The sequence below is a fragment of the Shewanella sp. MF05956 genome (assembly GCF_059758055.1).
The window spans coordinates 1-2,762 of record NZ_JCAYNV010000039.1 but is presented as its reverse complement, the minus strand read 5'-3'; the positions used below and the strand labels follow the sequence as shown (position 1 = coordinate 2,762).

The 2,762-nt window shown below is 50.9% G+C and carries 1 rRNA gene; it reads right to left on the bottom strand.

Features of this window, described 5'->3' with window-relative positions:
- Positions 1-27: 27 nt before the first annotated feature.
- Positions 28-2,762 (bottom strand): 23S ribosomal RNA (locus AC19MX_RS21000); the annotation flags it as partial.

Below are 2,762 nucleotides of genomic sequence, written 5' to 3'. Positions count from 1 at the left end.
CGTATCAGTAAAACCCATCTGGGTTGTATGGTTAAGCCTCACGGGTCATTAGTACAAGTTAGCTCAACGCCTCACAACGCTTACACACCTTGCCTATCAACGTAGTAGTCTCCTACGGCCCTTTAGAGAGCTTAAAGCTCTAGGGATGACTCATCTTAGGGCTCGCTTCCCGCTTAGATGCTTTCAGCGGTTATCGATTCCGAACGTAGCTACCGGGCAATGCCATTGGCATGACAACCCGAACACCAGCGGTTCGTCCACTCCGGTCCTCTCGTACTAGGAGCAGCTCCCTTCAATCATCCAACGCCCACGGCAGATAGGGACCGAACTGTCTCACGACGTTCTGAACCCAGCTCGCGTACCACTTTAAATGGCGAACAGCCATACCCTTGGGACCGACTTCAGCCCCAGGATGTGATGAGCCGACATCGAGGTGCCAAACACCGCCGTCGATATGAACTCTTGGGCGGTATCAGCCTGTTATCCCCGGAGTACCTTTTATCCGTTGAGCGATGGCCCTTCCATTCAGAACCACCGGATCACTATGACCTACTTTCGTACCTGCTCGACGTGTATGTCTCGCAGTTAAGCTGGCTTATGCCATTGCACTAACCGTACGATGTCCGACCGTACTTAGCCAACCTTCGTGCTCCTCCGTTACTCTTTGGGAGGAGACCGCCCCAGTCAAACTACCCACCAGGCACTGTCCTCAACCCCGATAAGGGGCCAGAGTTAGAACATCAAAACTACAAGGGTGGTATTTCAAGATTGACTCCACAAAAACTAGCGTCTCTGCTTCAAAGTCTCCCACCTATCCTACACATGTAGGTTCAATGTTCAGTGCCAAGCTATAGTAAAGGTTCACGGGGTCTTTCCGTCTAGCCGCGGGTATACGGCATCTTCACCGCAATTTCAACTTCACTGAGTCTCGGCTGGAGACAGCGTGGCCATCATTACGCCATTCGTGCAGGTCGGAACTTACCCGACAAGGAATTTCGCTACCTTAGGACCGTTATAGTTACGGCCGCCGTTTACCGGGGCTTCGATCATGAGCTTCTCCGAAGATAACCCAATCAATTAACCTTCCGGCACCGGGCAGGCGTCACACCGTATACGTCATCTTGCGATTTTGCACAGTGCTGTGTTTTTGATAAACAGTTGCAGCCACCTGGTATCTGCGACTCCCATCAGCTTAGAGAGCAAGTCTCATCACCGTCAGGAGCGTACCTTCTCCCGAAGTTACGGTACCATTTTGCCTAGTTCCTTCAGCCGAGTTCTCTCAAGCGCCTTGGTATTCTCTACCCGACCACCTGTGTCGGTTTGGGGTACGATCCCTACTAACCTGAAGCTTAGAAGATTTTCCTGGAAGCATGGCATCAACTACTTCATCACCTTAGTGACTCGTCATCAGCTCTCAGCATTCTCACTAAAGAGGTGTTCCCGGATTTGCCTAAGAACACTGCCTACTACCTTAAACGCGGACTACCAACGCCGCGCTAGCCTAGCCTTCTCCGTCTCTCCATCGCAGTTAGCAGAGGTACAGAAATATTAATCTGTTTTCCATCGATTACGCCTTTCGGCCTCACCTTAGGGGTCGACTCACCCTGCCCCGATTAACGTTGGACAGGAACCCTTGGTCTTTCGGCGAGGGAGTTTTTCACTCCCTTTATCGTTACTCATGTCAGCATTCGCACTTCTGATACGTCCAGTGTGGGTTACCCCTTCACCTTCAACCGCTTACAGAACGCTCCTCTACCGCGCACTTCTAATGAAATGCACCCGTAGCTTCGGTGGTATGTTTAGCCCCGTTAAATCTTCCGCGCAGGCCGACTCGACTAGTGAGCTATTACGCTTTCTTTAAATGATGGCTGCTTCTAAGCCAACATCCTAGCTGTCTAAGCCTTCCCACATCGTTTCCCACTTAACATACACTTTGGGACCTTAGCTGACGGTCTGGGTTGTTTCCCTTTTGACAACGGACGTTAGCACCCGCTGTCTGTCTCCCGAGTAGTACTCATTGGTATTCGGAGTTTGCAAAGGGTTGGTAAGTCGGGATGACCCCCTAGCCTTAACAGTGCTCTACCCCCAATGGTATTCGCTCGAGGCGCTACCTAAATAGCTTTCGAGGAGAACCAGATATCTCCGAGTTTGATTGGCCTTTCACCCCCAGCCACAAGTCATCCGCTCATTTTTCAACATAAGTCGGTTCGGTCCTCCAGTTGATGTTACTCAACCTTCAACCTGCCCATGGCTAGATCACTCGGTTTCGGGTCTACGCCTTGCAACTAAACGCGCAGTTAACACTCGGTTTCCCTACGGCTCCGCTATTCGCTTAACCTCGCTACAAAACGTAAGTCGCTGACCCATTATACAAAAGGTACGCAGTCACGGTCTCAAGAACCGCTCCCACTGCTTGTACGTATACGGTTTCAGGTTCTATTTCACTCCCCTCACAGGGGTTCTTTTCGCCTTTCCCTCACGGTACTGGTTCACTATCGGTCAGTCAGGAGTATTTAGCCTTGGAGGATGGTCCCCCCATATTCAAACAGGATGTCACGTGTCCCGCCTTACTCGTTTTCATCTATGGTTAGTTTTCATGTACGGGGCTATCACCCTGTGCCGCTGTGCTTTCCAACACATTCCACTAACACCCCATAGACTTAAGGGCTAATCCCCGTTCGCTCGCCGCTACTAGGGGAATCTCGGTTGATTTCTTTTCCTCTGGGTACTTAGATGTTTCAGTTCCCCAGGTTCGCCTCATA